Raw genomic sequence first — 22,939 nt, 5'->3', positions numbered from 1 at the left:
GTTCCGATACCCAGACGACATGCCTGCAGGCCCGGCAGCACCACGATCCACGCATGAGGCTGCCGGACTATCTCGCGTGAGATCTGCCACATCGACGGAAAATGTGGAGAAGTGACAGGCGACAGGAACGCCGGCACCATGAACCAGCGTGGCTGCAAAAAAGCCGTGGTCGAGACAAGCAGTTTCCAGGCGCCGCTATTCTACATGCAGCATGGGTTCGAGGAATTCGGCAAAGTCGAATTCGGAATTCCAGGGCACGCACGCATCTTCCTTCGCAAGGACCTGTTGTAAGTCTTGGGACGGGCGCGCACGGACGGCCAACGGCTAGTTGTTTCAAACGCCAGGTGCTCTGGAACAAATCGACGGTTGCGGAGTTAAAGCGCGTCGCGACGCGCAGTCTTGCAGCGGCGTGTCGAATAGAGTGCATCCCGCTGGAGAGGCATGTGCGTACTGGACATTTCAGAAAGCCGATTGTCATTCAACCTGGCCGGATAGACCGCGACAGGGTTGTGGTTTCGGTGTCGGACGCAGCCGAAGTGCTGCTGCGGGACTGGCCAAAGCCGACATCCGAGAGGCGTCTTGCCGCGATCAGAGCGTGCCTTGCCGTCATGCGAGGCGAAAAGCCGACAAGGGCGGCACGACAGGCGTTCATCGTTGCGGCCAAGGACGCCAGGATTCTGCTGAGCGAGCAAGTCTGACCGTGGTGGGTCGCCTCAGCGCATGCAAGCTTGGTTCCGCCGGCGCCTGCAAGTGCGATACTGCCGAGATCGGTTCGAAGGGGAGAGATTATGGCTAAGGTTACAGGTCTCACGGCTGCCGCGGCCAGAGGCGAAGTTCAGGCAGGAGCAACGCACGACAAGACGCCGGGGTTCGATCCCGCCATTGCCCCGCTTGAGACAGACGCAGAGGCCGCGGACACACAAAATCCGGTCGCTGAGACAAGTCCGCCGCGCACTCGTCCAAAATTCGAAAACGATGCCAGCTTTGCCAATGCCATGCGTCCGGTCGAAGGCGAGCCGGAACTGCGGCCTGGCGGCAACTGGCCGGTGTTGGTGATTGCAGCTGTCGTTTTGACAGCAGCCGTGGTCTTCCTGGCGGCAAGCATGCTGCGCTGAGACTAATCCCGACGATGCAGCACCCACGACCTATTCCTGGAGGTCCGGCGCGTCCTTCATGCCTGAGAGTTCAGTCATTGGGCACAGCAGCCGCGGTCGCGCGGGATCGGAGATGTCGAGCTTGTCCCAAGGAATGCGGTATAGACCGTCGCGGCGGCGTAATCGGAAAAGATCCAGCACCGCCACGCCTATGGCCGAGGCCGAAAGACGCTCGAAAGCAGCGTAGACCCCGACGTGGAATTCGGTGACGACGAAATCGTCACCATCCCGTTCGGCGCGGATCTCCTCGATATAACCGACATTCTTGCCGCGCTGCGAGAGTACGCGCCGCCCCGCCAGATGCTCGAGATTGACCGTAATCATCATCAAGCTCCCGGAATGCGCCCGATGATATGGTCGCGCAACCAGTCCTGCCAGGCGAAGATCGACGTTTCTCGCACATCGATGTCGAACTCGATATCGATGCCGATATCTTTCACCTTGCGCCAAGCGATCCGATGAGGTTCGCCATGCTGCGTGCCGCCCAGCTTGACCGCGAGCCGCGCCATCCAGCGCCCGGGCCGTGCGCCGAGGCGACGCGCCAGGGTGATGGAGCCGAGCTCGATGGCAATGATCCGAGGCGGCTTGCCAGGCCGCAACTGCGCCACCAAACCGTCGACCTTACCGACCTTGACCTGCTCGCGGTCGACCACCTGCTTGTCCAGGAGATCACGCAGCAACTTCATCATGTGCCTCCGAATATCTGCAGCGGGATGGTCACCACCGCCAGTACGAAGCCAAGCGCGATGATGAAGATGACGGCGGCATTTGACAAAATGCCGTTGCGATGCTCGCCGACATAACGTTTGTCGTTCAGCAGAAACAGGAACGGAACGACGGTCAGCGGAAGGCTGGCAGCCGTCAGCGCCATGGAAAAGATGGTGAGCCTCAGCGGGTCAAGACCAAGCGCGATGGGAATAGCCGCCAACAGTAATGATATCGTGTAGATGGCGCTGAAACCCGGATCGTCGCGCGGCTTGCGATCCTCGCCCCAATTCCAGCCGAACCCTTGGGCCACAAGATAGGCCTGTTGCAACCCGACCTCGAGCGCAGCGCCGAAGCAGGCGATGGCGAGAGAAGCAACAAACAGCACGAAGCCCCAGAAGCCGAATATGGGGATCAGCATCAACGGCAGTTGGTGATAGTCGTCCACCTGGGTGACGCCATGCGTGGCGAGCACGAGAGCGGCCACGATCAACACGCCGATCGAGATGGTGCCCCCGAAGGTCATGCCCAACCCCGCTATGGCCCGATTGGCGCCGAGATAGCTTTTGTCCCACCGGTCCTCGATGGCCCCCGAGGAATAGAACATGAACAGGTAGGGCGATATCGAGGCGCCCAGAATGCTGACCGCCATGAACCAGTAATTGGCGGCATCGTGGACCGGCAGCGAAGGCACGGCGCCCCTTGCGACTGCCGTCCAATCAGGTCTCAGCATCACCGCTCCGACGACGAAACACAGCGTCACCAGACCGAGAAACGACACGCCCTTCTCGATGACGCCGAACGTGCCTTTCCAGAGCAGCAGCCACGCCAGCAAAGCCACCGGCAGTGCCCACCACTGGAAGCCTATGCCCGTGGCAAGTTCGAGCGCAATGGCAACGCCGCCGATCTCGGCGGACAGCACCAGGAAATTGACCAGCAAGGCGGCAAGCAACGGCCATAGAAAGACGTTGAAACCGAACCTTTCGCGGATGCCGTCGGAGATCGTGTGATGGCTCACGGCCGCGAACCGGCCGGACATTTCGACAAGGAAGATGATGCAGACGGTGCCAAGCACCACCGCCCAGATCAACTGGAAGCCAAACATCGCGCCTGCCTGCGCCGCCGTCGCCATGGACCCAACTTCGAGGAAGCCGCCGACGCTGGTGACGACGCCGAGGGATATTTCCATGAGCTTTTTCATGGCTTCGGCGCGAAATACTTGGCGTAGGCGGCAGCGAGCGCACGCGACGCCAGCCGTAAATCCTGTTGCGCGTCTTGGACTTCCAGCCGGTCATCTGCCTGCAGTCCGGCCTCGGCACGCGTCACCGCGACCGACAAATCATTGACTGCTTTTGTCAGAGAAGCTTGCTCGGTGGGTTCACTGGTTTCGGCGGACCGGATTTGCGCCCCCGTATCTACGAGCGTCTTGGCGATCGATTGCAGCGTGTCCACCGTGTATGCGGTCGGCGCCGCGCCGCCCATCCAAGCGTCGAGCAACATCGATGCGGTCTGTGCCGCGGAAGCCGCTGTTCGTGATTGCTGCTCGATCTCGTCGGAAGACGAGCATCCCGCCGACACGCACAACAGCAACAGCAAGCACAAACAATCCAGCCGGAAATGACGGCCGCTGAGGATCAAATTCGGCGTTTGGTGCGCCACAAGAATAGTCTCCCCTAGTGCCGAACGAGCGGTGGTCGGCTTGAATTGACCTAGAGCGTTCAGCGGGCGCGTCAACGAAAGCCCATCCGGCGGGGCGGCTGCAGGGCATGTGGACGCGACAGATCTCAGCCGGCCACCGCAACTCAAGCGGAACAAAGGATCGCGTGCGGAATTAGGAGCACAAGGAGGCGGCGGAGCCGACTTCAATTCCGTCCTGATCATCACGTCGACGTGAATGGACTGCTGGCACGGAGAATCCCGCAATGCCTCGTCTCATATCCTGGATAGTGATCGTGGCAGTCGTGATCGTCGCGGCTTGGCTGTGGTTCGGCGGCCATAGAGCAAGCAACGATGGCGGCAGCCAACCCGCGCCTCACGCGATAGACCAGAACGGGTAGGTCAATCCTGATCGGCCGGGCTGCGAGGGGCCACGATCCTGTATTCGTGGATCAGGCCGAAAACCTGATTTCTCACCGTCTCGCGCGCTTCGGGCTGGATGAAAGGCATTAGCCGGTCGACGCTTTCAACGAGTTCCGGCGGCAGGTCCGCCACCGCATCCGTGAGTTCGCTGGCATGTTCATACATGTTGTCCGTCAGCTTTTTGTCGAGGTCGGAAAGGATGCTCATCATCACGCTCCATGTCTGTCCTCTCCCGTTCTGTTAATGACCAGTCCGGCAGAGATGTTCCGCGCGAGACGGCGCTCAGACCGCTGAGTACTTGTGGTCAAGGAAGCATCGTTTCAGACCGCCCCATCACCGCAACGTCGTGTGGCCCGGGTCGCGTCGCCTGGCTTTCGGCGGGATCAGCCTCCCGGCATTGGCCCGTAAGCCCCTGACGAATTCCTCCACATACGGAAGCAACTCGAAAAGTACGATCACGGCCATCACGCAGACGATATAGATCAGTGGCAACTGCTGCGATTTCCAGACGATATCGAAGCGCGCGGTTTCCGGCCCCGCCCCGAACAACGCAAGAAACTGCGTCCAATGGAGGGAGACGACGCTGACCAGGCCCATCAGCGGGATCATTTCCAGAAAGCTGTGCACATGCTGTTCGATCGGCGTTACCCTGCGCGCCGTGGTTGCATAGCGTACATCCCACATCGCCGTCGCCTCGTGGATGAAGAAGGTGACGATCATGACAGCGATGACCAAGGCATTCACCTCGAGGAACATGGCTGCCAGCAACGGCACGCCTACTTCGGCGAACATCAGAAGATGGATCAAGGATTCCTTGGCGCCCGTGGTCGACTCGATATGTGAGGCGCGGTGGCAAAGCCAGTCTGCAAAGCCAGCGACAAGCCAGACGGGAAGCAGAAAGTACATAAGGATCAGCACGGTGGGACCTGACAGCATAAACGCGTCTGGCTTGGTTCGAGGTCTACTCAGAGACGAGCTGTCGATCACTGCCCAGGCATTTCGGTGTTTTCCTTGGGATTCTTCTGGACGCCCGCGGCTGGTGAGGTATCCGCCGGGGCGTTGCCACCCTGGTTCTGTTCAGGCGCGCGTTTCAGCGGCGAGGTCTGCCAGCCCATATCAATGTAGAAAAAGCCGACGACGAAACCGACAATGATGACTGCGGCTATCACCAGCGAGATTATCGAGTTGCGTCGCTCCATAGGCCTAGCCGCCACTTGGCTTGGGAGATGCAGGCTGGGCTGGCTGCGTACCTTGCTGATCGCCGCCGGTGCTGGTCTGCGGTGTCGGGTTGGTGTCCGTCGTGGGATTCTTGTCGACCGGTTGGCTGTTCGTGGTATCCGTCTTGGACTTGGCTGGATCGGCATTGTCATTACACGCCGCCAAGGCGAGCAATGCGGCCGACATCAAAAGCACTGCCCTCATGCTGATTTCTCCTGGCTGAGTTCGGGCGAAGCCGCCTGCCAATGACCTATCCGGTCGAACCGCACCGACAGCCCTTGTTTGACGGCGCTTCTGGCCAGCAGATGGTCCAGTTCGGCGTCCTCGATCGGGCTTCGTACGACCTGGCGGATGGCCTTACAGGCGAGTTCGGTCGAGACGAAATCATATCTCCTGCTCCTGGCGACAACATATTGTTCGACCAGCATCTTTACGCGCCTGAGCGCGATTTCTTCCGCGAATTGCATTTTGTTCCTCCTGCACGCCGAACTGCTGAACGGGTACGTTGTTCCAAAGATTTAAAACATGGCGCCCTGCCCATAGAAAGCCCGCGCTGCCGCGAGGGCGCGCGGGCTGATCAGGCTGAGGGAACCCGACCGTGCAGCATCAAACAAGGGGAGCGATGACGCTGCACGGCTACCGAACTCGCACAAACTTGAGTTGTTCCACCGCCATCATGAGTTGTTCACAGTCGAATGTGCCCAGAACAAAATCGCTTTTCATGGCCGGCATAAAGCCGCCCATTCAATCCTATCCGTACGGAACAATCAGCCTCGATGGTGGTTCGGCCGAAGCGAAATTCGGAGGACGTTATGACGAATGAAAAGTTGGCCGTGGTGAGGGCAAGGTCGGCACCGATGAGAAGGACAATCCCACCGATGTAGTCATAGCCGGTTACGAGGCGAGATGGCCGGCGAGGAACAAGTCATCAGCAGTTGGAGAACAAGCTGCAGGTCGCCGCGGCGCATGTGATGCCGGCAGGCACGCTGGCTGAACAGCACCGCAAGATGGCCGAGCCGGGTTCCGCATCCAAAGACTGAACAATCGGGCATCACGGCAGCAACTCCTATGTGTTGACCTGTATATCGACGGATTGCTGCAGACGCTCAGACGGTGCCTTTTACACGATTTGCCTTCCAACCTTCTTCCAACAAGGAGCAACCTCATGAAAGCGCTCACATGGCACGGCAAAGGCGACATCCGATGCGACCAGGTGGCTGATCCCGCTATAGAGGATGATCGCGACGTCATCATCAAGGTCATCTGCTGCGCCATATGCGGCTCGGACCTGCATCTGATGAACGGATATATGCCGACCATGGAATCGGGCGACGTGCTTGGACACGAGACCATGGGCGAGGTCGTGGAAGTCGGCCGCGGCCATTCGAAATTCAGGAAGGGTGACCGCATCGTGGTGCCGTTCAACATCTCATGCGGCGAATGCTGGTTTTGCCAGAAGGGGCTGTTCTCGCTTTGCGACAGGTCCAATCCCAATGCCAAACAGGCCGCCGAAGTGATGGGACAATCCCCGGCGGGCCTGTTCGGCTATTCGCATCTGGTCGGCGGCTATTGGGGAGGGCAAGCCGAATATCTGCGAGTCCCTTTCGCCGATGTCGGTCCGATAAAGGTGCCCGAAGGAATGGACGACGAACAGGTGCTGTTCCTCTCAGACATCTTCCCGACTGGCTACATGGCGGCTGAAAATGCCGGCATCGAGCCAGGCGATACCGTCGCTATCTGGGGCTGCGGTCCGGTCGGCCAGTTCGCCATCCAAAGCGCATGGATGCTCGGCGCCGGCCGCGTTATTGCCATAGACAAGGTGCCGGAGCGGCTGGCGATGGCTCGCGAGCACGGCAAGGCCGAGACGCTCGACTTCAGCAACTCCGATATTTACGACGCCTTGATGGCGATGACCGATGGCCGCGGTCCTGATCGCTGCATCGACTGTGTCGGTACCGAGTCGGATCCCGGCGCCAGTGCCGACGCCATGCTCGACAAGGTCAAGGCCGCCGTCTACCTCGGCACCGACAGGCCGCATGTACTGCGCGAAGCAATCTACTCCTGCCGCAAAGGCGGCACCATCTCGGTGCCCGGCGTCTATATCGGTCTCGTCGATCATATTCCGTTCGGCGCCGCCATGAACAAGGGCCTGACCTTCCGGATGGGTCAGACCCATACTCAGCGTTACCTCGAACCGCTCCTGGACATAGTCCAGAAGGGCGACATCGATCCCTCCTTCGTGATCACGCACCGGGCGGATCTCGGAGCCGGGCCGGATCTCTACAAGACGTTCCGTGACAAGCAGGATGGCTGCATCAAGGTGGTGATGCGGCCGCATGGTTGAGGTGTCGGGCTCTCGCACCAGGTCTGCCCTGAGTAAGTCGGCGGCCGTGGATCGCAATGGACCCGTTGGCACCTGGAACCTTCGATCGCGGCGACGGTTTGACCTGCAGACTTCACAGCGGCGGGACTACCGTGCCCCACCCGATGCAAAGAAAGGTGCTGCCATGAGCAATGAGAGTTCCACATCGAAACCCAGCGTCCGGTCTCCGAACGCCGATGGTCTGCCGCACCCGAGACGGGACGCCAGTGACACGGATGCCGGTGGCAAGCCGGAGACGCCGAAAACCGCAGGCACATCCCGGCCGTCGACCGCGCCGCTTGACAATCCGGTTGCCAATCGCAACGCCGGGCGGCCGCGTCAGGCGAGCACCACGCCTCGGCCGACGGACAAGCCCCTGGACTGATCGAAACCGGCTGTTGAAATCACGACGAGTGCGTGTCGGGACGAAGCAATGCCAGGTCGGCCAGGGTGTTGAGAAGGGCAGCGTCGCCTGCCGGCTTTGGCACGAATTTGCAGCTTCGGAAGGGTTGGGGAACATCACGCGGCCCAAATCCGGTCATGAAGGCGAAGGGGACGCCGCGAGCCAGCAATGTTTCGGCTACGGGCAGACTCGTTTCACCGTTCAATTGAATGTCGAGCAGCGCCACGTCGACTTTGCCTGCATCGATAAGTTGACGAGCCGCGGCGACCGACGAGACCGGGCCGATCACGGGATAACCCGCCGCACGCAGGCGAGACGCGACGTCTTCGGCGATCAGCCATTCGTCCTCGACCACCAGAACGCGCGGCCTGTCGTCGCTCACGGCGCCTCCTTGTGGTTTGCTGGAAACGCGATCTGGACGCTGAGGCCGTCCTTGTGGAACGCGGTCTCGACATGGCCGCCGAGCCTGTAACCAATTTCTCCCTGCAGCAGTGTCAGGCCAAAACCATTGTCCAAGGGCGCCTTGACAACAGGGCCGTCCTTTTCGCGCCAGCCAAATGTGAAACTGTCCTCCTCGATCGACCATTGCACACTGACCTTGCCGTCGGTTTTTGACAAAGCGCCGTACTTGGCCGCGTTGGTGGCCAGTTCATGAATGGCCATGCTGAGGGAAAGCCCCTGTTGCGGACCTAGTTTGACATCCTCGCCATCGAGTTCGATCCGCTCGATGCCGAATGGTTCGAGCTCCTGCTGGAGCAGTTCCCTGACCGAGGCTTCCTTCCATCTCTCCCGGGTCAGCAGGCCGTAGGCCCGCGACATGGCATGCAGGCGACCGATCAGCGCATCCGCGAACTCCTCCTTCGTATCAGAACTTTCCCGCGTGCGGCTTGCAATGCTGGCGATCACCGCAAGCATATTCTTGACCCGGTGGTTGAGTTCAGAGATGAGCACCTGCTGATGCTCTTCCGCCTGTGCCAGAGTGGTGACATCGACAAGTGTCACCACCACGCCCTGGATCCTGTTGCCCTTGTCGCGATAGGGATTGATGCGGACCATGTGGAACAGGCCCCTGGCATCGCGTGCCAGATGGTGATTCAGGATCTCGCCTGTCTCGAAAACCTTGTCGATGTGCTGCTTCAGCTCGGGGTAGTCGAGCTGGCTAGACAGATCCGTCAGCGGCCGGCCGACATCGGAGGGACGCAGGCTGAAGAAGGATGACGCCGCCGGCGTGAAGGTACGGACCACAAGGCTGCGGTCGAGGAAAATGGTCGCGATGTCGGTGCTTTCGAACAGGTTGCGCAGATCGCCGTTGACGTGGTCGAGCTCCTCTATCTTGGCCGTCAACTCGGCGTTGATCGTGTTGAGCTCCTCGTTGAGCGACTGCATCTCCTCCTTCGAGGCTTCGAGTTCCTCATTGGTGGACTGCGCCTCCTCATTGACGGAGACGAGTTCCTCGTTCGACGATTTGACCTCCTCCAGCGCGGTCTCGTATTCCTCGATCGTCGATTGCAGGCGCTCCCTGGTGTCGCGCAGCTCCCGCTCGAGATCGGCGGTGCTGTCACTGTCACGGCCGCCGCCGTCTTCCTCTGAGCGGGCCTGGGTCGGCCCCGACGGTTCGAACAGGACGAGATAAAGCGGCTCGCCATTGCCACGTTCGGTGAGCGGTTCGATCGTGAGCTTGATCGGCTGGACCCGTTCGTCGTCTTCCTCTACGATGAGGTTTTCCCGCACCACTGTGCGGCGCGTCGTCGTCGCTTCCCGCAACGCGGCGCGGAGGTCCAGTCGCAGCCCACGCCTAGCCATCGTCAGCAACTGCCGGCTGGGAATCCCTTGCGGCGCTTCGAGATATCTGCCGGTCCTGGCCGAATAATAGACGACATCGCCCTCGGCGTTGACCAGGACATGCGGCGGAGCGAAGCGCTCCAGCACCTGCGCCTCGACAGCCTGGCGCAGCGGATAACCGGCGGCTCCCTTCCTTAAGCCGGCGCTTTCAGAGGGAAAGACGCCGGAACGGCTCTCACCGATCAAGGCGGGCAGCCTGATATGCGGCGAGGCATGCTCGCGCGCCTGGAAGAGACGATGTTTCTTGTCGACAGTGGCAAACAGATTGTCGTGCTGCCCAACGCTTTCGGAGGTGCCGAGGAACAGGTAACCGCCGGGCTTCAATGCATAGTGAAAGACAGGGATGACACGGCTCTGGATGCTCGGGCCGAAATAGATCAGCAGATTGCGGCAGGAGACCAGATCCATGCGCGAGAAAGGCGGATCGCGAATGACGCTGTGCGGCGAGAAGATGCACAGTTCCCGTATCTCGTTGCTAATGACATAGCTCTCTCCGTCGCCGTTGAAGAACCGCTGTCGGCGTTCGGGTGAAAGCCCTTGCAGCAAGGCTTCGGGATAGCGTGCCGCCCGGGCCACCGCCAGCGCAGGCTCGTCGATGTCGGTGGCAAATATCTGGACGCGCGGAACGACCGTAAGCTTCTCCATGTGTTCGCGCAGCAGGATGCCGATAGAGAACACCTCCTCGCCCGTGGCGCATCCGGGAACCCAGACCCTGACGGTGTCGCTGGCGGTCTTGCCTTCGAACAACTGCGGTATGATCTTTCGCTCGAGCAACTCGAAGGCATCGGGGTCGCGAAAGAAGTTGGTGACATTGATCAGCAGATCGCGAAAAAGGTTCATCACCTCGCGAGCATCTTTCTTCAGCCAGTCTATATAGGCGCTGATGGAATGGACCTGGGCGATCTGCATGCGTCGCTTCACGCGGCGCAGAAATGTCTTGGTCTTGTAGCCCGAGAAGTCGTGGCCGGAGTGGCTGCGCAGAATGGCGTATATCTGTTCTCGCACCTTATCGATGTCGGCCGTATGGTCGCCATCTTCTTCCGCCAGCCCTTCCAGCGTGTCGAAGCCGCGGGCGAAAGCCTCCAGCTTCGCCCCGATCTCCTCGGCGGGCACAGCGACGTCGACGAGCCCGCTGGCAATAGCGCTCTGTGGCATATCGGGATTGCGCGGCCCGTAGCCGTCGTGCGCTTGCGCGACAGTGAGGCCACCCCGCTCCTTGATCGCCTTGGCGCCCAGCGTTCCATCGGAATCACCGCCCGACAGAATGACGCCCACGGCATATTCGCCCTGGTCTTCAGCGAGCGCACTAAAGAAGATGTCGACGGGTTTGCGCTCTTGGGTAAGCCCGTTGGGCCGCCGCAGGCGCAGCACACCGTTGGCGATCGCCAGAGTGACGTTTTGTGGCATCACGTAGACGTGGTCAGGTACAACAGCTATGCCATCCTCGGCCACAACGACAGGCATCTCGGTGTAGCGGCTGACAACTTCATGCAACAGACTTTCTCGCTTCGGGCTGAGATGCGTGATGATGATGAACGCCATGCCGGGCTGGCTGGTAACGCCTTTGAACAAGCCTTCCATCGCGGGAATGCCACCCGCGGACGCGCCGATGCCAACGATGGGAAATCTAGTCGATCGGGCAGTCACGGCATGTCCCCCTTTCGCCGACCCGACATGAAGTCTCCTCAAGGCCGGATCGAACAGGACACAACCATATAGCGCGCAAGAGGTATGGAACAAGACGTCAGGGATGACGTTGAACCCGATATCAATGGTGGTTCAATGACGAAACGCTCTGCTGACATAAAACTCCGAGCGCCAGTGGTGTCAGGGGCGCCTGGATCGCTAGCAGATTCCGATGCGGGGCCCGTCCCGGATCGCATGCTGATGCTTGCGAAGCGGTTGCAGGCGGCCTTGGATGACAGAATTCGGAAAGCAAATCCTCTGCATTCTAACCTCCGTTGCAAGAAAGGATGACGACGTGCGCGACCTGCGGGGGCTGCATATTCTGATAGTTGAAGACGAATGGACGATGGCGGGAGATCTTGCGCGGTTTTTCAGCAATATGGGCGCCATAATCCTTGGTCCCGCTGCAACCGTCGAACAGGCTTCCAAACACACCGGGACGGCCGAAGCTGCAATCCTCGACGTCAATCTCAATGGCCGACGCGTGTTTCCAATCGCCGATGAGTTGATGCGCCGGGGTGTCCCCTTCGTGTTCTTCAGTGGCGATGACGACATCGCCATTCCCGACCATCTCCGCTATGCCAGCAATCTGCGGAAATCCTCGGGCAGCCAGGCGGTGTTCAACGCACTCTTTCCCCCGCAGGAATCGGGGCGGGCGCCCCCCGGACCGGACCCGTCCGACGACGTCTTCGCGCTTTTGCCCAAACTGCGACTTGCGGCGCGCCTTTTGCTGGGAGACGTCGACGCATCGGATCGGCTCGTCGAGAGGACGCTCGAGCAAGCGATCCGGGATGTCGACCGCAGACAGCCTGGTCAATCCACTGAAAACTGGCTCAACGGCATCATGCGAGAGATGGCGAAAACCCGCGGCGCAAACCTGATGCATTAATTTTACCCTCCCTCTCAGGCTGAAGTGCTAAGCCGCGGGGCCGTCATTGTTGACCACATCTCGACAACTGGGCCGTACAGATCAGCCGCTTGGCTTGCGTCATCAGCCCTTCTGATCGCGCTCGACGAATTTGTTGAAACGGCTGGCTTTCCCCTCCCCAGTCTTGGCCTGATACAGAAAGGCCAGATCGTTCTCGTCGAATATCCGGAAGAACTCGTCCCATTCGATGGGCTCGAATGCTTCCTCAGGCTCACCGAAGTCGATCCGCAGGATGCCGCCCTCGCCTTTTGTGCGTACCACTGCCGGCCGGCCGTCCCGCTCCTCGGCCCACTTGCGAATTTCGTCGTGGTCGGTGGTCGTTTGCGACTGAGACATTGAAATCTCCTTTGATCGGCGTTGCTCCATGGGACACGCGGGCTGTCGGGCGTCCTAACAGCACAAGGGCGTCAATGTTCCAGCACCGCGCCGTGATCGCGATGCCGGCCCAACGAAGTCCGCCAAAGGAACTTTGTTGAAGCAAGGGAACAAACCTTTTGCCGAAAAGTTCGGGGCGCCGAGGTTACTTGTCTGAGGAGTCGTCGTGAAACGCATATTGGTTACAGGAGGCTGCGGCTTCATCGGCCGGCATGTCGCACAGGAACTCGTCGAGCAGGATTATTCGGTTCGCATCCTCGATGCGCTGCTGGAGCAGGTGCATGCGGGCGAAGCCGTCGCGCTTCCCGCCGGGACCGAACTGATCAAAGGTGATGTCCGAGACCGGGAGGCGGTCGCCAGTGCGCTGGAAGGTGTTGACGCGGTCATTCATCTGGCGGCGGAAGTCGGCGTCGGACAATCGATGTACGAGATCGCGCGCTATGTCGGCGCCAATGATCTCGGCACCGCAACGCTACTTGAAGCACTGATCAAGCACCCGGTCGAACGGATCGTCGTCGCCTCGTCGATGAGCGTCTATGGCGAAGGGCTCTATGCAACGCCAGACGGCCGGCGCATCGACAATGCCCGGCGCAAGGCGAGCGACATCAAAAGCGGGCAATGGAATCCGCTGTCGCCAGAGGGAGCCCCCCTCTCGCCGCTGCCGACGGACGAAGAAAAGCCGGTCGATCTCGCCTCAATCTATGCGCTGACAAAATACGCACAAGAACGCGCTGTGCTGATCTTCGGCGAAGCCTATGGCATCGATGCTGTCGCGTTGCGCCTGTTCAATGTCTTCGGCGCCGGCCAGGCATTGTCGAACCCCTATACCGGCGTGCTGGCCAACTTCGCTTCGCGTCTCGCCAACGGCCAACGGCCAATGATCTTCGAGGATGGCGAACAGAAGCGCGATTTCGTCCATGTGCATGACGTCGCCCGCGCCTTTCGCCTTGCACTGCAGCAACGCCAGGCAAAGGGTCATGTCATCAACATCGGCAGCGGCCGAGCCTACGCGATCAGCGAAGTCGCACGATTGCTGGCCGAGGCCATGGGGACACCGAACCGCTCGCCCGAACTGCTCGGCAAAGCGCGCTCCGGCGATATCCGCAACTGCTTCGCCGATATTTCCAAGGCCCGTGAGCTGCTCGGTTTCGAGCCGGTGCGGCAACTGGAGAATTCGCTCGGCGATTTCGTTTCCTGGGTGCGTAACACGTCCGCCGTCGACCGCGGCGCCGACATGAAACGCGAGCTCGAAGAACGCGGGCTGGTGTCATGAACACACGCAATCGAAGCGACGCGCCGGTCGCCATCGTCGGCGGCAGCGGCTTCATAGGATCGAACCTCGCCGACAGCCTGTTGTCGGATGGCGAACCGGTGCTGGTGATCGACAATCTCAGCCGTCCGGGCGTCCAGCAGAACCTTGAATGGCTGGCGCAAAAACACGCCAGTCGCCTCACGGTGGAGACCATCGACGTGCGGGACGCCAACGCCTTGGCGCCGGCTCTGACGGGTTCAAAGGCAATTTTCCATCTGGCCGCGCAAACCGCCGTCACCACAAGCCTGGTCCAGCCGGGCGAGGATTTCGACATCAACCTTCGCGGAACATTCAACGTACTGGAGGCGGCGCGACTGAGCGGTGAGTGTATTCCTGTTGTCTTCGCCAGCACCAACAAGGTCTATGGCAGCCTGCCCGACGTCGCGGTCCGCGAGGACGGCGACCGCTATGTGCCTTGCGACAGCGTCATCCAGGCGAACGGCATCGATGAGGCTCGGGGCCTGGACTTCTGCACGCCCTACGGTTGCTCCAAGGGCGCGGCGGACCAGTATGTGCTCGACTACGCCAAATCCTACGGCATGCCGACGGCGGTGCTGCGGATGAGCTGCATCTATGGACCGCGCCAGTTCGGAACCGAGGACCAGGGCTGGGTCGCGCACTTCCTGCTCAGCGCGCTGACGGGACGCCCCATCACCATTTACGGTGACGGCAGGCAAGTGCGCGATATCCTACATGTTTCCGATGCCGTCGCCGCCTACAGGGCCGTACTCGACCACATCGAGACGACCAAAGGCCAGGCATTCAATCTTGGCGGCGGCCCGGAAAATGCGCTCAGCCTGCGCACGCTGTTGAGCGAGATCCGTGGCCTGACCGGCCATGAGCTTTCAATCCGCCATGATGGCGAACGCACCGGCGACCAGCCCTTCTTCGTCGCCGACACCCGCAAGATCAAAACCGCGCTTGGCTGGATGGCCCAGGTTTCATGGCGCGAAGGCGTCCGCGACCTAGCCGACTGGCTGCAGCGCCACCGGCTCGAGCCTCACCCCGAAGCCGTGAGGTACGTCGCATGAAAATCGCTCTGGTAAACCCATTCTGGACCTACGACGACAGCATCTATTTCGGCTGCCGCCAACCACATCTGCCGCTGGAACTCGGCTATTCGAAGGCCCTGCTCGAAGCCGCCGGACATGAGGTGCTGATGCTGGATGGTCAGTTGCAGAAGCTCGACAATTCCGGTCTTTGCGAGCGGGTGGCCGATTTCGCCCCGGCAATGACTGTCGTCAGTACCGCGCCGACCTATCTGTTCTGGCGCTGCGCACCGCCGGAATTGCGCGTGCCGGCCGATTTCCTCAACCTTCTCGCCGGGCGCGGTGGACGCACGGTCGCCGTCGGCCCGCACGGCTCGGCCACGCCGGCGCCAACCTTGCGCAAGCTCGGCGTCGACATCGTCGTGCGCGGCGAATGCGAAGAAGTCGTCGAGCAACTTGCCCGGCGCGACGATTGGAGCGCAGTGCCCTCAACCGCTTATCTGCGGGATGCCAGGGTGGTTTCGAACGGCGGCGTCCACGCCAGCTCGTTTGTCGATCATCCACCCCTCGAATGGCCTGCGGACTGGATCGCAGCCCATTCGCACCACCATCACAGGTTCGATGACAATCAGGTCGGGTTCGGCGCGGAAGTCGAGGCATCGCGCGGCTGTCCCTACAATTGCAGCTTCTGCGCCAAGATCGATTTCCGTGATGCCTATCGCCGTCGAAACCACGAAGCGGTGGTCGCGGAGATCGATCGGCTGATTGCCCAAGGTGTCGGCTACATCTACTTCATCGACGAAATCTTCCTGCCGCAAAAAGCGTTGCTGGAAGCCTTGGTCGATCGCAATGTGAAATTCGGCGTGCAGACCCGCATCGATCTGTGGAAGCCCGAGCTGCTGGAATTGCTGGGCGCCGCAGGCTGCGTCTCCATTGAAGCAGGGCTCGAAAGCCTGACGGTTGAAGGCCGGGCGATGCTGGCCAAGCGCTGCCGGCTGGGCACCGAGGAACTTGCCGCGCTGCTCGTCGATGCTAGACGTCACGTTCCATTCGTTCAAGCCAATCTGATCGGCGTGGTCGAGGATGATCCCGCCCTGGTCGAGCGCTGGCGAACCCACCTGATCGACCACGGCGTATGGGCCAATGAACCTGTTCCGCTTTATCCGTATCCGAGTTCGCCCAGCTATCGCGAGCTTTGGGGCGAACCCGACGACCTTGCCTGGGAGCGCGCCCATGACCACTATCTCGCATCCTTCCAGAAATTCAGTGACATCCAGGAGAAGCGGCCCCGGCCGCTGGCGGAACTGGAGGCGACATGTTGCGGACACTGACGCCGCGCTCGTGGCGCATCCTGATGACCGTCGATGCCGTGGGCGGCGTATGGCGCTATGCGCTTGATCTGGCAAGGGAACTTGTGAACGGCGGCGACAGCGTGGTGCTTGCCGGGCTCGGTCCCCAGCCGACGAGGCAGCAGGCTGCGGAGGCAGAGGCTTTCACCACGCTGATCTGGTTGAACACGCCGCCGGATTGGATGACCCACAACGGCGGCGACCTGGATGCGCTACCGCGAGAATTGCTTGCGCCCATGCGCGACCACGCCATCGACCTAGTCCATTTCAACGCGCCGACGCAGGCGGCGGGATTCGATGCGCCGTGCCCAGCCGTGGCGGTCTCCCATTCCTGCGTGACGACATGGTTCCACGCCGTCAGGAAACAGGCAGTGGATGGCGCGTGGGCCTGGCAGAAGGAGCGCAACAGGCGTGGCTTCAATCGGGCCGACGCAGTCATCGTGCCGAGCCGCAGCCACGCCGACATGCTTGAGACCTGCTACGGCCCGATCGCGCGTCTGAGTGTGGTGGGAAATAGTGCCAGTCCGGTGCCGAAGGCCGAAAAGCGCCAACCGCTCGTCTTCGCCGCTGCCCGCTGGTGGGACGAGGGGAAGAATGCGGCGGTGATCGACCAGGCCGCGTCGCTGACGCGATGGCCCGTCTTTGCCGCCGGTTCGATGCACTGTCCGAACGGCGGGCGTACCAGCTTCAGCTATGCTGTTCCTCTGGGAGCACTGCCGTCTCACGAGGTGCGCTCCTTGATGGCGCGCGCCGGCATTTTCGTGTCGCCGTCGATCTATGAGCCATTCGGTCTGGCCGCGCTGGAAGCTGCCATGTCGGCGACGCCCCTGGTGCTTTCCGACATCGCAACCTATCGCGAACTATGGGACGGGGCTGCGATGTTCTTTGACGCGCGCAATCCGCACGACCTCGCTGCCGGCCTCAATCGTCTTTCCAGCGATGCCGAACTCAGGCGAGAGCTCGGCCAGGCAGCGATGCGACGGAGCCGCCGGTTTACACTGGCCAGGCAAGCGGCAGCCATGCGAGGCGTCTACGACAAGGCGGCCCTGGCTATGGCGGGGCGTTGACCATGCGCTTTTTGTTCTACACCCACTCGGTCCTATCCGACTGGAACCACGGCAATGCCCATTTCCTGCGCGGTATCATGCGGGATCTGATCGCGCGCCAGCACCAGGCAGTCGCGCTGGAGCCGTCCGACGGCTGGAGCCGTTCGAACCTGTTGGCCGAGAAGGGATCCTTCGCCATCGAACGCTTCCGCAAGGATTTCCCAGAGTTGATGCCGGTGACCTACAATGCCGGGTTCGATCACGAGGCCTGGATCGCCGAGGCCGACGTTGTGATCGTTCATGAGTGGACGGATCCGGAGCTTGTCGCACGCATCGGCCGTGCCCGGGCCGCTGGCGGCAACTTCATCCTTCTGTTTCATGACACCCATCACCGGGCCGTATCGGCGACCGAGGCAATCTCGGCGCTACGGTTGGAGCACTATGACGGCGTCCTCGCCTTTGGCGAGACCTTGCGCGAGAGCTATCTGCGCGCCGGCTGGGGCAAGCGCGTCTTCACCTGGCATGAAGCCGCGGACGATCGCCTGTTCAAGCCGCACCCAGAGATCCATCCCATGTCCGATCTGGTCTGGATTGGAAACTGGGGCGACGATGAGCGGACTGCCGAACTCAAGGAATTTCTGATCGAGCCAGTACACGATCTCGGTCTCGAGGCCACTGTTCACGGCGTACGCTATCCCAAGCCCGCACTTGCGGACCTGGCCGCCGCCGGACTGCGCTATGATGGGTGGATCGCCAATGCCGATGTGCCGAAGGCGTTCGCCGCGCATCGTGTCACCGTTCACATCCCACGGCGCCCCTATCGTGAGGGATTGCCTGGAATTCCGACGATCCGGATGTTCGAGGCGCTCGCCTGCGGCATTCCGCTGATTTCAGCACCCTGGTCCGATGTCGAGCAGTTGTTCAGGCCCGGCGTCGACTTCCTGTTTGCGGAGAACGGCTCTCAGATGCGGCAACACTTGCGGGCGGTATTGGCCGATGCGGATTTCGCGGCTTCCCTGGTGACTTCGGGCCTCGAGACCATTCGCTCCCGGCATACCTGCCAGCACCGCGTTGACGAGCTGTTCCGCGTGCTCACGGCATGCACGACCGAACATACCATCAACAACACCACCGCAAAGGAAGCCGCCGCATGAAGATGGCATTCTACGGATCGAGTCTTTTGTCGTCCTACTGGAACGGTGCCGCGACTTACTATCGCGGGTTGCTGAAGGCGCTTTCCCAATTGGGCTACGAAATCACCTTCTATGAACCCGACGTCTACGACCGGCAGAAGAATCGCGACATCGAGGCGCCTGACTGGTGCACTGTCGTCGTTTATGAAGCGACCCAGCACGCGCTGATGCAGGTCGCGGCACGTGCCGCCAGCGCCGACATCGTCGTCAAGGCGAGTGGCGTCGGTTTCGAGGACGAGGCGCTGCTGCGCGCCGTTCTCGACCACGCCCGCAGCGACGCGCTGGTGGTATTCTGGGACGTGGACGCTCCGGCAACCCTTGCCCAGTTGCGCGACGAACCGGACCATCCGCTCCATAGCGCCCTGCAAGAAATCGACCTTGTGCTGACCTATGGAGGCGGCGACCCCGTGGTATGGGCCTACCGTGCCATGGGGGCGAACGAATGCGTGCCGATCTACAATGCGCTCGATCCCCAAACGCATTATCCGGTCACCAGCAATGCGCGTTTCGCTTGCGATCTGGCGTTCCTTGGCAACAGGCTGCCGGATCGTGAGGCACGGGTCGAAGCGTTTTTCCTCGATCCCGCATGCCAGCTGCCGAAACAGCGTTTTCTCCTCGGTGGATCGGGCTGGGGGGACAAGCCGCTTCCCGCCAATGTCGGCTGGCTCGGTCACGTCGGCACCCGCGATCACAATGCCTTCAACGTCACACCCAAGGCGGTTCTGAACATCAGCCGCGACAGCATGGCCGTAAACGGTTTTTCACCGGCCACGCGTGTCTTCGAGGCGGCCGGCGCCGGCGCCTGCCTCATCACCGATGCGTGGCTGGGCGTGGAACTGTTCCTGAAACCAGGCGAGGAGATCCTGGTGGCGCGCGACGGCGGCGATGTCGCCGAGATCATGTGCTCGCTGACCTCCAGTCGGGCAAAGGCAATCGGCCAGGCCGCACTTTGCCGCGTGCTGGCCGATCACACCTACGCGTTGCGGGCGGACGTGGCCGATGCAGTCTTCAAACGTCACTTCGAGCAGGGGACCGTGGAGGCAGCGGAATGACCAAGCAATTGGACATCGTCTTTCTTGGCCTGTCGCTGTCCTCATCCTGGGGAAACGGCCACGCCACGACGTTTCGAGGCCTGCTGAAAGGTCTGCACGAACTCGGCCACCGCGTGACCTTTCTGGAGCGCGAGGTGCCGTGGTACGCAAACCACCGCGATCTGCGCGATCCGGATTTCTGCGCCTTGCGCTACTACGAAACCACCGCGGAGTTACAACGCGACTACGCCCGGTGCCTGGAGCAGGCCGACATCGTCGTCATCGGCTCGTTCGTGCCGGAAGGGCGCGTGGTCATCGACATCGTCGCTTCACTTTGCAAAGGGCGCTTCTGCTTTTACGACATCGACACGCCGGTGACCGTGGCGCAGCTTTCAGCCGACGATTGCGATTATCTGAGCTGGCGGCAGATTCCTTACTTCGACGTCTACTTCTCGTTCACCGGCGGGCCGATGCTTGGCCGTCTGGTGGAGGACTTCGGCGCGCGCCGCGCCGAGCCGCTCTACTGCTCGGTCGACCCGGAACGGCACCACCGGACTGGCGATCCGATCCGCTGGGATCTCGGCTATCTCGGCACCTACAGTGCCGACCGGCAGACAATGCTGAATGCGCTGCTGCTCGAGCCCGCACGGCATATGCCGGACCGGCGTTTCGTCGTGGCCGGCTCGCAATACCCATCCGACATCATCTGGCCGGACAATGTTGAACGTATCGAACATCTGCCGCCCGCCGATCATGCCGCGTTCTACAGCCGTCAGCGTTACACGCTGAACGTCACACGCAGTTCCATGATAGCTGCCGGATGGTCGCCCAGTGTGCGCCTGTTCGAAGCGGCTGCTTGCGGCACGCCCATCATCAGCGATCGCTGGCCAGGGCTCGACAGCTTCTTTCCTGCATCGGCGATCCACACCGCCGGGGAAACGGACGATGTCGTCGAGATCCTGTTCGGCGAGTCCGAGCGCACACGCCTCGCCATGGCCCGCCGGGCCCGCGAACGCGTCCTCGCATCCCACACCGGTGCGGCCAGGGCCCGCGAATTCGTGGCGGCGTTGACACAGCCAAGGGCGGCGGCCCTCGATTTCGACATCGGAAGCGCAGCATGACCAGCAGACAGGAGAAAACGGCGATGCGACAAACACGAAACGCGCGAAGGGCAAAGGCAGTGCTTGTTGCCGGCGGTGCGGGATTCCTCGGTTCGCATCTTTGCGAAACATTGCTCCGCAACGGCTGGCGCGTGATCTGCGCCGACAATTTTCTGACTGGGCGCATGGAGAACATCATCTCGATCATGGACCATCCGGGTTTCCGGTTGATCGAGCAGGATATCTGCCGGCCATTGGATCTCGGCGAGCCCGTGGAGCGTATCTTCAACCTGGCATGCGCTGCCTCGCCGCCGCGTTACCAGGCCGACCCTATCCACACCACGCGAACCTGCGTGATTGGAACGCTCAACCTGCTCGAACTCGCTGTCCGATATGACGCGCGGCTGCTACAGGCCTCGACGAGCGAAGTGTATGGCGATCCGGAACAGCATCCCCAGAGGGAGGATTATGTCGGCCACGTGAACTGCACCGGTCCGCGCGCCTGCTACGACGAGGGCAAACGCACCGCCGAAACGCTTTGCTTCGACTATCTGAGAGCCGGCAAAGCCGACGTGCGCGTCGCGCGCATCTTCAACACCTACGGTCCGAGAATGGATCCGGCGGACGGCCGCATCGTCTCGAACCTGATCATGCAGGCGCTCGAGAAACGTCCCCTGACGATCTTCGGCGACGGCTTGCAGACGCGATCCTTCTGCTATGTCTCCGATCAGATCGATGGATTGAGGCGCCTGATGGATATCGATCCCAATCCAGGCAAGCCGGTCAATCTGGGCAATCCCGGAGAATTCACCATCGTGCGACTGGCTGCGTTGGTGAAGGCGATGACGGGTACCAAATCGGATCTGAGATTTCTACCGCTGCCGCAAGACGATCCTCGGCGCAGGCAGCCCGATATTTCGCGTGCAAAAGCGCTGCTCGGCTGGACGCCGAAGGTGCCCCTCAACGAAGGGCTCAAGCTGACGATCGATTATTTCGCAGCTCTCGAAGGCAGCCGCATCGGCGATCAGATGACGGGCTTTGCCAAAAGAGCGAGGCCCGCACCCGGAGGGCTGCAGAACCTTCCGGCGTGATGCGAGATGGCGCCGAACCTTTCCCGAGATCGTGCGGAACATCCGCCCAGGCTTGTGGTTTGGCAGAAGGACCCGATATGGAGGATCACCCTCATGCAACCCAAGCGCCCCTCGAGGGATATCGACCAGATGGCCGAACGCGAGACCGCTGCCTATCTGCGGCGCGCCTCGATTACCTATCTCGAGTGCTGCGTCAGCCTGATGATGACGCATCTGCAGCGCGAGGAAGTGGCCACTATTCTCGAGCAGGAAGCAGACATGCTGCGAAGGCTGGACTGATCGGAAACGATCATATCCGGCATTCGTCCAGGAACCGTATCAGCGGCATCCTATATCGGTCTGCCATCTCGGCCAACCTTGTTTTTTCCCCGCCGTCCTCGGATTGCGCAGCCGTGCTCCAGAGCCCGAGTTGGAATGCCAAATAGCATGGTTCGAAAAAGCCGATGTGGTCATGGTCGATGGCAAGTTCCATTCCCTCGACCAAGGTCCTCACATCGCTGTCGGACAGTCCATACTCGACGCGGGCGCCGGCAATGTCCCACTCGATCGGTTGGCAGCCGATCAAATCATGTGCCCGGCAGTGGTCAACAGCATCTGTCTTGAGCACCGTGCCATCTGCACGAACGAGAAACTCCCACGGTTGAAGCTTTCCGTCGATTTCAACGCGCTGCAGCACATGCGCGGAGGTCGGTTTCGAGAGCCAACCGCGCAACGTCGCTGCGCGTTTCTCGTCCAAGGCTTCCGACGCATTGGAAACAGCCATCTCCGCGAGAGCAAGCAATGATGCACCCGGTTCGCAAGTTCGAAGATTGAGCGCACGCCAGGTCAGGTAGTTTGTGAGCTCCGCGATCAGTTTTTCCCTGGGCAGCGGCGCCTGATCCATCGTGCTGCCATCAATCCACCGTTCAACCAGAAAGCCATGGCAAAGCGCGACAACTTGCGATCCGAACCCGGCTTCATGCAACATCGCCGCGGCTCGTTTCTTGCGGAGTCCGGTTTCGCCGAGGCCGGCGAATTTGACGAGCCAGCGGTCACGCCCTGCGGACGCCAGGAATTTACGCCGCTCGGTACCGCGT

26 protein-coding genes and 1 pseudogene are annotated in these 22,939 nt (G+C 61.2%); 14 read left to right on the top strand and 13 right to left on the bottom strand.

Annotated elements, in window-relative coordinates; translation table 11 throughout:
- Positions 1-138: 138 nt before the first annotated feature.
- The 3 genes from ENZ74_RS02445 (at position 139) to ENZ74_RS02435 (ending at position 1,115) form a co-directional block, all read left to right on the top strand.
- Positions 139-291, top strand: coding sequence for an acetyltransferase (locus tag ENZ74_RS02445; protein ID WP_127218677.1), 153 nt, complete (start codon positions 139-141; stop codon positions 289-291).
- A gap of 152 nt (positions 292-443) precedes the next feature.
- Positions 444-698 (top strand): DUF982 domain-containing protein, encoded by a 255-nt coding sequence (locus tag ENZ74_RS02440; RefSeq protein ID WP_013533177.1) that lies wholly within the window; start codon positions 444-446, stop codon positions 696-698.
- 90 nt (positions 699-788) lie between these two features.
- Entirely contained in the window at positions 789-1,115 is a 327-nt protein-coding gene (locus ENZ74_RS02435) for a hypothetical protein (protein ID WP_063170168.1), read from the top strand.
- A gap of 30 nt (positions 1,116-1,145) precedes the next feature.
- On the opposite strand, the gene ENZ74_RS02430 is transcribed toward ENZ74_RS02435, so the two are convergent.
- The 9 genes from ENZ74_RS02430 to ENZ74_RS02390 form a co-directional block, all read right to left on the bottom strand.
- Positions 1,146-1,481, bottom strand: coding sequence for a hypothetical protein (locus ENZ74_RS02430; protein ID WP_244506918.1), 336 nt, complete (start codon positions 1,479-1,481; stop codon positions 1,146-1,148).
- The gene (locus ENZ74_RS02425) at positions 1,481-1,807 is read right to left on the bottom strand and encodes a hypothetical protein (protein ID WP_335916772.1); all 327 of its coding nucleotides are present in this window, start codon (positions 1,805-1,807) and stop codon (positions 1,481-1,483) included. Before ENZ74_RS02425 ends, ENZ74_RS02430 begins: the two co-directional genes overlap by 1 nt.
- 32 nt (positions 1,808-1,839) lie before the next feature.
- Positions 1,840-3,060: a divalent metal cation transporter gene (locus ENZ74_RS02420; protein WP_063170167.1), complete on the bottom strand. Its 1,221-nt coding sequence runs from the start codon at positions 3,058-3,060 to the stop codon at positions 1,840-1,842.
- A complete protein-coding gene (locus ENZ74_RS02415) occupies positions 3,057-3,593 on the bottom strand; it encodes a hypothetical protein (protein WP_245441275.1) in 537 nt (178 codons plus the stop codon). Before ENZ74_RS02415 ends, ENZ74_RS02420 begins: the two co-directional genes overlap by 4 nt.
- Before the next feature lie 324 nt (positions 3,594-3,917).
- The gene (locus ENZ74_RS02410; protein WP_063170474.1) at positions 3,918-4,145 is read right to left on the bottom strand and encodes a hypothetical protein; all 228 of its coding nucleotides are present in this window, start codon (positions 4,143-4,145) and stop codon (positions 3,918-3,920) included.
- 126 nt (positions 4,146-4,271) lie between these two features.
- Positions 4,272-4,874, bottom strand: coding sequence for a hypothetical protein (locus tag ENZ74_RS02405; RefSeq protein WP_063170165.1), 603 nt, complete (start codon positions 4,872-4,874; stop codon positions 4,272-4,274).
- Positions 4,875-4,921: 47 nt separating this feature from the next.
- On the bottom strand, positions 4,922-5,137 hold the full coding sequence (locus ENZ74_RS02400) for a hypothetical protein (RefSeq protein WP_127312655.1): 216 nt from the start codon (positions 5,135-5,137) through the stop codon (positions 4,922-4,924).
- A gap of 4 nt (positions 5,138-5,141) precedes the next feature.
- Positions 5,142-5,360: a hypothetical protein gene (locus tag ENZ74_RS02395; protein WP_063170163.1), complete on the bottom strand. Its 219-nt coding sequence runs from the start codon at positions 5,358-5,360 to the stop codon at positions 5,142-5,144.
- Positions 5,357-5,623, bottom strand: a complete 267-nt coding sequence (locus tag ENZ74_RS02390; protein WP_063170162.1) for a hypothetical protein — start codon at positions 5,621-5,623, stop codon at positions 5,357-5,359. The genes ENZ74_RS02395 and ENZ74_RS02390 overlap by 4 nt, the downstream gene beginning before the upstream one ends.
- 698 nt (positions 5,624-6,321) lie before the next feature.
- Between ENZ74_RS02390 and ENZ74_RS02380 the strand changes: the two genes are divergently transcribed.
- A complete protein-coding gene (locus ENZ74_RS02380; protein ID WP_063170161.1) occupies positions 6,322-7,500 on the top strand; it encodes a zinc-dependent alcohol dehydrogenase in 1,179 nt (392 codons plus the stop codon).
- A 422-nt stretch (positions 7,501-7,922) separates the two neighbouring features.
- Here the strand turns inward: ENZ74_RS02380 and ENZ74_RS02375 are convergent, their stop codons facing one another.
- Together ENZ74_RS02375 and ENZ74_RS02370 are read right to left on the bottom strand one after the other, a co-directional pair.
- Positions 7,923-8,303 carry a response regulator gene (locus ENZ74_RS02375; RefSeq protein WP_063170160.1) on the bottom strand — a complete coding sequence of 127 codons (381 nt, stop codon included), beginning with the start codon at positions 8,301-8,303 and terminating at the stop codon, positions 7,923-7,925.
- Positions 8,300-11,410: a CheR family methyltransferase gene (locus ENZ74_RS02370; RefSeq protein ID WP_063170159.1), complete on the bottom strand. Its 3,111-nt coding sequence runs from the start codon at positions 11,408-11,410 to the stop codon at positions 8,300-8,302. The genes ENZ74_RS02375 and ENZ74_RS02370 overlap by 4 nt, the downstream gene beginning before the upstream one ends.
- 271 nt (positions 11,411-11,681) lie before the next feature.
- On the opposite strand from ENZ74_RS02370, the gene ENZ74_RS02365 reads away from it, so the two are divergent.
- Positions 11,682-12,338, top strand: a complete 657-nt coding sequence (locus tag ENZ74_RS02365; protein WP_082826656.1) for a response regulator — start codon at positions 11,682-11,684, stop codon at positions 12,336-12,338.
- A gap of 102 nt (positions 12,339-12,440) precedes the next feature.
- On the opposite strand, the gene ENZ74_RS02360 is transcribed toward ENZ74_RS02365, so the two are convergent.
- Complete coding sequence (locus ENZ74_RS02360; protein ID WP_063170158.1) at positions 12,441-12,713, bottom strand: hypothetical protein; 273 nt, start codon at positions 12,711-12,713, stop codon at positions 12,441-12,443.
- Positions 12,714-12,918: 205 nt separating this feature from the next.
- Between ENZ74_RS02360 and ENZ74_RS02355 the strand changes: the two genes are divergently transcribed.
- The 9 genes from ENZ74_RS02355 to ENZ74_RS02315 all read left to right on the top strand — a co-directional run bounded on the left by ENZ74_RS02355 (position 12,919) and on the right by ENZ74_RS02315 (position 22,142).
- On the top strand, positions 12,919-14,025 hold the full coding sequence (locus ENZ74_RS02355) for an SDR family NAD(P)-dependent oxidoreductase (RefSeq protein ID WP_024502367.1): 1,107 nt from the start codon (positions 12,919-12,921) through the stop codon (positions 14,023-14,025).
- Entirely contained in the window at positions 14,022-15,095 is a 1,074-nt protein-coding gene (locus tag ENZ74_RS02350; RefSeq protein ID WP_063170157.1) for an NAD-dependent epimerase/dehydratase family protein, read from the top strand. The genes ENZ74_RS02355 and ENZ74_RS02350 overlap by 4 nt, the downstream gene beginning before the upstream one ends.
- On the top strand, positions 15,092-16,384 hold the full coding sequence (locus tag ENZ74_RS02345) for a TIGR04295 family B12-binding domain-containing radical SAM protein (protein WP_063170156.1): 1,293 nt from the start codon (positions 15,092-15,094) through the stop codon (positions 16,382-16,384). Before ENZ74_RS02350 ends, ENZ74_RS02345 begins: the two co-directional genes overlap by 4 nt.
- Entirely contained in the window at positions 16,369-17,469 is a 1,101-nt protein-coding gene (locus ENZ74_RS02340) for a glycosyltransferase family 4 protein (RefSeq protein ID WP_127312654.1), read from the top strand. Before ENZ74_RS02345 ends, ENZ74_RS02340 begins: the two co-directional genes overlap by 16 nt.
- Before the next feature lie 2 nt (positions 17,470-17,471).
- Positions 17,472-18,602, top strand: coding sequence for a glycosyltransferase (locus tag ENZ74_RS02335; protein ID WP_063170154.1), 1,131 nt, complete (start codon positions 17,472-17,474; stop codon positions 18,600-18,602).
- Positions 18,599-19,693, top strand: coding sequence for a glycosyltransferase (locus tag ENZ74_RS02330; RefSeq protein WP_013533197.1), 1,095 nt, complete (start codon positions 18,599-18,601; stop codon positions 19,691-19,693). Before ENZ74_RS02335 ends, ENZ74_RS02330 begins: the two co-directional genes overlap by 4 nt.
- Positions 19,690-20,793 carry a glycosyltransferase gene (locus ENZ74_RS02325; protein ID WP_063170153.1) on the top strand — a complete coding sequence of 368 codons (1,104 nt, stop codon included), beginning with the start codon at positions 19,690-19,692 and terminating at the stop codon, positions 20,791-20,793. The genes ENZ74_RS02330 and ENZ74_RS02325 overlap by 4 nt, the downstream gene beginning before the upstream one ends.
- A 23-nt stretch (positions 20,794-20,816) precedes the next feature.
- Entirely contained in the window at positions 20,817-21,863 is a 1,047-nt protein-coding gene (locus tag ENZ74_RS02320; protein ID WP_013533199.1) for a UDP-glucuronic acid decarboxylase family protein, read from the top strand.
- 93 nt (positions 21,864-21,956) lie between these two features.
- Complete coding sequence (locus ENZ74_RS02315; protein ID WP_013533200.1) at positions 21,957-22,142, top strand: hypothetical protein; 186 nt, start codon at positions 21,957-21,959, stop codon at positions 22,140-22,142.
- 10 nt (positions 22,143-22,152) lie between these two features.
- Here the strand turns inward: ENZ74_RS02315 and ENZ74_RS02310 are convergent.
- Positions 22,153-22,939: pseudogene (locus ENZ74_RS02310) on the bottom strand (hypothetical protein); the annotation flags it as partial.

It is taken from the genome of Mesorhizobium sp. M7A.F.Ca.CA.002.15.2.1 (assembly GCF_003998715.1).
Classification (GTDB): Bacteria; Pseudomonadota; Alphaproteobacteria; order Rhizobiales; family Rhizobiaceae; genus Mesorhizobium; species Mesorhizobium ciceri.
The sequence above is the reverse complement of the archived record's forward strand: the minus strand, read 5'-3'. Positions and strand labels throughout refer to the sequence as shown.